The organism is Citrobacter sp. Colony219, from assembly GCF_019382635.1.
In the GTDB taxonomy this organism is placed as follows: domain Bacteria; phylum Pseudomonadota; class Gammaproteobacteria; order Enterobacterales; family Enterobacteriaceae; genus Citrobacter; species Citrobacter youngae.
In genome coordinates this window covers 1,240,213-1,245,212 of the sequence record NZ_CP080033.1, presented here as the reverse complement: position 1 = coordinate 1,245,212, position 5,000 = coordinate 1,240,213, and the positions used below count along the sequence as shown (strand labels likewise).

Annotated in this window: 6 protein-coding genes and 1 rRNA gene (1 of these 7 running past the window's edge); 5 read left to right on the top strand and 2 right to left on the bottom strand. The window is 51.1% G+C overall.

Annotated features, from left to right (window positions below):
• Together JTI85_RS05445 and gmhB are read right to left on the bottom strand one after the other, a co-directional pair.
• Nucleotides 1–504 (bottom strand): 16S ribosomal RNA (locus JTI85_RS05445); it reaches 1,036 nt to the left of the window's first position.
• Nucleotides 505–869: 365 nt separating this feature from the next.
• Nucleotides 870–1,436, bottom strand: coding sequence for a D-glycero-beta-D-manno-heptose 1,7-bisphosphate 7-phosphatase (gene gmhB / locus JTI85_RS05440; RefSeq protein WP_048212629.1), 567 nt, complete (start codon nt 1,434–1,436; stop codon nt 870–872).
• A gap of 189 nt (nt 1,437–1,625) precedes the next feature.
• Between gmhB and metN the strand changes: the two genes are divergently transcribed.
• From metN to tsaA, 5 genes are all read left to right on the top strand, one after another.
• Nucleotides 1,626–2,657 carry a methionine ABC transporter ATP-binding protein MetN gene (gene metN, locus JTI85_RS05435; RefSeq protein WP_116360701.1) on the top strand — a complete coding sequence of 344 codons (1,032 nt, stop codon included), beginning with the start codon at nt 1,626–1,628 and terminating at the stop codon, nt 2,655–2,657.
• Nucleotides 2,650–3,303 carry a methionine ABC transporter permease MetI gene (locus tag JTI85_RS05430; RefSeq protein ID WP_006686810.1) on the top strand — a complete coding sequence of 218 codons (654 nt, stop codon included), beginning with the start codon at nt 2,650–2,652 and terminating at the stop codon, nt 3,301–3,303. Before metN ends, JTI85_RS05430 begins: the two co-directional genes overlap by 8 nt.
• A 44-nt stretch (nt 3,304–3,347) precedes the next feature.
• The gene (gene metQ / locus JTI85_RS05425) at nt 3,348–4,163 is read left to right on the top strand and encodes a methionine ABC transporter substrate-binding lipoprotein MetQ (RefSeq protein WP_003829145.1); all 816 of its coding nucleotides are present in this window, start codon (nt 3,348–3,350) and stop codon (nt 4,161–4,163) included.
• Between the two features lie 116 nt (nt 4,164–4,279).
• Nucleotides 4,280–4,684: an Rcs stress response system protein RcsF gene (rcsF, locus tag JTI85_RS05420; protein ID WP_040230040.1), complete on the top strand. Its 405-nt coding sequence runs from the start codon at nt 4,280–4,282 to the stop codon at nt 4,682–4,684.
• Nucleotides 4,681–5,000 (top strand): tRNA (N6-threonylcarbamoyladenosine(37)-N6)-methyltransferase TrmO (tsaA, locus tag JTI85_RS05415; protein ID WP_219352226.1); only part of this gene is annotated, 320 nt, incomplete at its 3' end. The genes rcsF and tsaA, both read left to right, overlap by 4 nt.

Below are 5,000 nucleotides of genomic sequence, written 5' to 3'. Positions count from 1 at the left end.
GGTGCTTCTTCTGCGAGTAACGTCAATCGCTGCGGTTATTAACCACAACGCCTTCCTCCTCGCTGAAAGTACTTTACAACCCGAAGGCCTTCTTCATACACGCGGCATGGCTGCATCAGGCTTGCGCCCATTGTGCAATATTCCCCACTGCTGCCTCCCGTAGGAGTCTGGACCGTGTCTCAGTTCCAGTGTGGCTGGTCATCCTCTCAGACCAGCTAGGGATCGTCGCCTAGGTGAGCCGTTACCCCACCTACTAGCTAATCCCATCTGGGCACATCCGATGGCAAGAGGCCCGAAGGTCCCCCTCTTTGGTCTTGCGACATTATGCGGTATTAGCTACCGTTTCCAGTAGTTATCCCCCTCCATCGGGCAGTTTCCCAGACATTACTCACCCGTCCGCCACTCGTCACCCAAGGAGCAAGCTCCTCTGTGCTACCGTTCGACTTGCATGTGTTAGGCCTGCCGCCAGCGTTCAATCTGAGCCATGATCAAACTCTTCAATTTAAGTTTGATGCTCGTGAATTAAACTTCGTAATGAATTACGTGTTCACTCAGAGACTTGGTATTCATTTTTCGTCTTGCGACGTTAAGAATCCGTATCTTCGAGTGCCCACACAGATTGTCTGATAAATTGTTAAAGAGCAGTTGCGACGCGCTTTAGCGCTCTGTCGCGAGGTGGCGTATATTACGCTTTCCTCTTTCAGAGTCAACCCTCATTTTCAGGTTTCTCTCTTCAACCGGCCCGGCTAGTTTGTGTGAAGTGATTCACATCCGCCGTGTCGATGGAGGCGCATTATAGGGAGTCGACCCAGGAAGACAAGCGGAAAAATGCATTTTTGTTTCAACCGCTCACCTTTTATCCATAACGCTTACTTTTGCTGCTTTTTTATCGCCATTGGCAGGTCCGCCAGACTATTTAGCACTAAATCTGCCGCATTTTCTGCTTCCGGAGTGACTGGCTTGCCAGTGCGCACTAATACCTTCGTTCCTACATTTGCAGCTGTCGCCGCCTGCATATCTTCTATTTTATCGCCCACCATATAAGAAGCAGCCATATCGATGTGCAGAAAGTCTCGCGCTGAGATAAACATACCCGGATGCGGTTTACGGCAGTCGCAGACCTGGCGGTACTCTTCGACTGTGCCCTGCGGATGATGAGGACAATAATAGATACCATCCAGATCAACATCACGATCGGCCAATGACCAATCCATCCACTCTGTCAACGTTTCGAATTGTGCCTCGGTAAATTTGCCACGGGCAATACCAGACTGGTTCGTCACGACAATCAGCGCATAACCCATCTTTTTAAGTTCACGCATGGCATCAATAACGCCGTCGATAAATTCGAACTCGTCGATCTCATGGACGTAACCGTGGTCCACATTAATAGTGCCGTCACGGTCGAGAAAAATTGCGGGTACAGATTTTGCCACCTTTTATAGCTCCTGAATAAGGCATGTGGCTCTAGTATCGCATGTTTCGGCGGGCAAGAAAGTGCTCATCGTGCAAAGCTAGATTGATTTAGACGTCTGGATGCCTTAACATCCATCTTGTTGACGGCGTCGACCGTCCCAGACAGACGAAAATGCCACGGCTAACTTAATTACGATAATAAATAACCAATGATTAAACTTTCGAATATCACCAAAGTGTTCCAGCAGGGGACTCGCACCATTCAGGCGCTAAACAATGTCAGCCTGCATGTTCCTGCCGGGCAGATTTATGGCGTTATTGGCGCCTCCGGTGCCGGTAAAAGTACGCTCATCCGCTGCGTAAACCTGCTAGAGCGCCCCACCGAAGGCAGTGTTCAGGTCGGCGGCCAGGAGCTGACGACGCTATCTGAATCCGGGCTGACTAAAGCGCGCCGTCAAATTGGCATGATTTTCCAGCACTTTAACCTGCTCTCTTCCCGCACCGTGTTTGGCAACGTTGCGCTGCCGCTGGAACTGGATAACACACCAAAAGAAGAGATTAAACGCCGTGTAACAGAGCTGCTGGATTTAGTCGGTCTTGGCGACAAGCACGACAGCTACCCGGCCAACCTTTCCGGTGGACAAAAACAGCGTGTGGCGATCGCCCGTGCTCTGGCAAGTAATCCCAAAGTACTGCTGTGCGATGAAGCCACCAGCGCCCTTGACCCAGCAACAACCCGCTCGATTCTGGAATTGTTGAAAGACATTAACCGTCGCCTGGGTCTCACCATTCTGCTGATTACCCATGAGATGGACGTTGTAAAACGCATTTGTGACTGCGTCGCGGTCATCAGTAATGGCGAACTGATTGAGCAGGACACCGTCAGCGAAGTGTTCTCACACCCCAAAACTCCGCTGGCGCAGAAGTTTATCCAGTCCACGCTGCACCTGGATATTCCGGAAGATTATCAGGAACGTTTAAAAGCAGAGCCGCAAGCCGACAGCGTGCCGATGTTGCGTATGGAATTCACCGGTCATTCGGTCGATGCGCCGCTACTCTCTGAGACGGCCCGTCGCTTTAACGTGAATAACAACATTATTAGCGCGCAGATGGATTACGCCGGCGGCGTGAAGTTCGGCATCATGCTGACTGAAATGCACGGCACACAGGAAGATACACAAGCAGCCATCAACTGGTTGCAGGAACACCATGTAAAAGTAGAGGTACTGGGTTATGTCTGAGCCGATGATGTGGCTGCTGGTTCGCGGCGTATGGGAAACGCTGGCAATGACCTTTGTGTCCGGTTTTTTTGGTTTTGTGATTGGTCTGCCGGTTGGCGTGCTGTTGTACGTCACGCGCCCGGGGCAAATCATTGAGAATGCGAAGCTCTACCGTACGCTCTCTGCACTGGTGAACATTTTCCGTTCCATCCCGTTCATCATCTTATTGGTGTGGATGATTCCGTTCACCCGCATGATCGTAGGCACCTCTATCGGACTGCAGGCCGCTATCGTCCCGCTGACCGTCGGCGCCGCGCCATTTATTGCTCGTATGGTGGAAAACGCCCTGCTGGAAATCCCGACCGGGCTGATTGAAGCCTCACGTGCGATGGGCGCTACACCGCTGCAGATTGTTCGTAAGGTATTACTGCCAGAAGCGCTGCCAGGGCTGGTCAATGCGGCCACCATCACCCTCATCACGCTGGTTGGTTACTCGGCGATGGGCGGTGCTGTCGGTGCCGGTGGTCTTGGCCAGATTGGCTATCAGTATGGCTACATTGGGTATAACGCTACCGTAATGAATACAGTACTGGTATTGCTCGTCGTTCTGGTTTATTTAATTCAGTTATCTGGCGATCGCATCGTCCGGGTAGTCACGCACAAATAACGTTACACACAACACTAAAAACTCATTAAGAAAAGGAAATAAGCATGGCGTTCAAATTCAAAACCTTTGCGGCAGTTGGAGCCCTAATCGGTTCTCTGGCACTTGTGGGTTGTGGCCAGGATGAAAAAGATCCTAACCACATCAAAGTGGGTGTTATCGTTGGCGCAGAGCAGCAGGTTGCTGAAGTCGCCCAGAAAGTGGCTAAAGAAAAATACGGTCTGGACGTTGAGCTGGTCACGTTTAACGATTACGTTCTGCCTAACGAAGCGCTGAGCAAAGGCGATATCGATGCTAACGCCTTCCAGCACAAACCGTACCTGGATCAGCAGATCAAAGATCGTGGTTACAAACTGGTTGCCGTAGGTAATACCTTTGTTTATCCGATTGCAGGCTACTCCAAAAAAATCAAATCACTGGATGAACTGCAGGATGGCTCTCAGGTCGCTATTCCAAACGACCCGACTAACCTCGGCCGTTCCCTGCTACTGCTGCAGAAAGTCGGTTTGATTAAACTGAAAGATGGCGTTGGCCTTCTGCCGACCGCGCTGGACGTGATTGAAAACCCGAAAAACCTGAAGCTGGTTGAACTGGAAGCGCCGCAGTTGCCACGCTCACTGGATGACGCGCAAATCGCGCTGGCAGTCATCAACACCACCTATGCCAGCCAGATCGGCCTGACGCCAGCAAAAGACGGTATCTTTGTTGAAGATAAAGATTCTCCGTACGTAAACCTGATCGTGACGCGTGAAGACAATAAAGATGCTGAGAACGTGAAGAAATTCGTTGAAGCATACCAATCAGACGAAGTTTACGAAGCGGCAAACAAAGTCTTCAACGGCGGTGCTGTTAAAGGCTGGTAATTTTAGGCTGTTTTCACAATCTGTAATATCATCAGGACGGGCGCTTGCCCGTCTTGTCATTTATGCAAGCACCTGATTCAATATCTGACGTTTAGATCATTCATTGAGGAAATATTATGCGTGCTTTACCGATCTGTTTAGTAGCACTCATGCTGAGCGGCTGTTCTATGTTAAGCAGATCCCCTGTTGAACCCGTTCAAAGCACCGCTACCCCGCCAAAAGCGGAGCCGGAAAAACCAAAAGCACCGCGCGCGACGCCGGTAAGAATCATCACTAACGCTGAAGATTTAGTGGGCAAACCGTTCCGCGATCTCGGCGAAGTCAGCGGGGAATCCTGCCAGGCATCCAACCAGGATTCCCCGCCGAGCATTCCAACCGCACGCAAACGCATGCAGATTAACGCCTCTAAAATGAAAGCAAATGCGGTATTGCTGCACAGCTGCGAAGTAACCAGCGGGACGCCGGGCTGCTATCGTCAGGCAGTTTGCATCGGTTCTGCTCTGAACATTTCGTCTAAATGAGTCATTTTCAGTTCGAGCAAATAGGCGTTATCCGCTCTCCTTATAAAGAAAAGTTCGCCGTTCCGCGCCAGCCAGGTCTGGTGAAAAGCGCCTGCGGCGAACTGCATTTGCTCGCGCCCTATAACCAGGCCGATGCTGTTCGCGGCCTGGAAGCATTCAGCCATTTGTGGGTGATTTTTGTTTTTCATCAGACAATGGAAGGTGGATGGCGTCCAACCGTGCGCCCACCCCGTCTGGGCGGTAACGCCAGAATGGGCGTCTTTGCCACGCGTTCGACCTTTCGTCCTAACCCTGTCGGTATGTCGCTGGTTGAGTT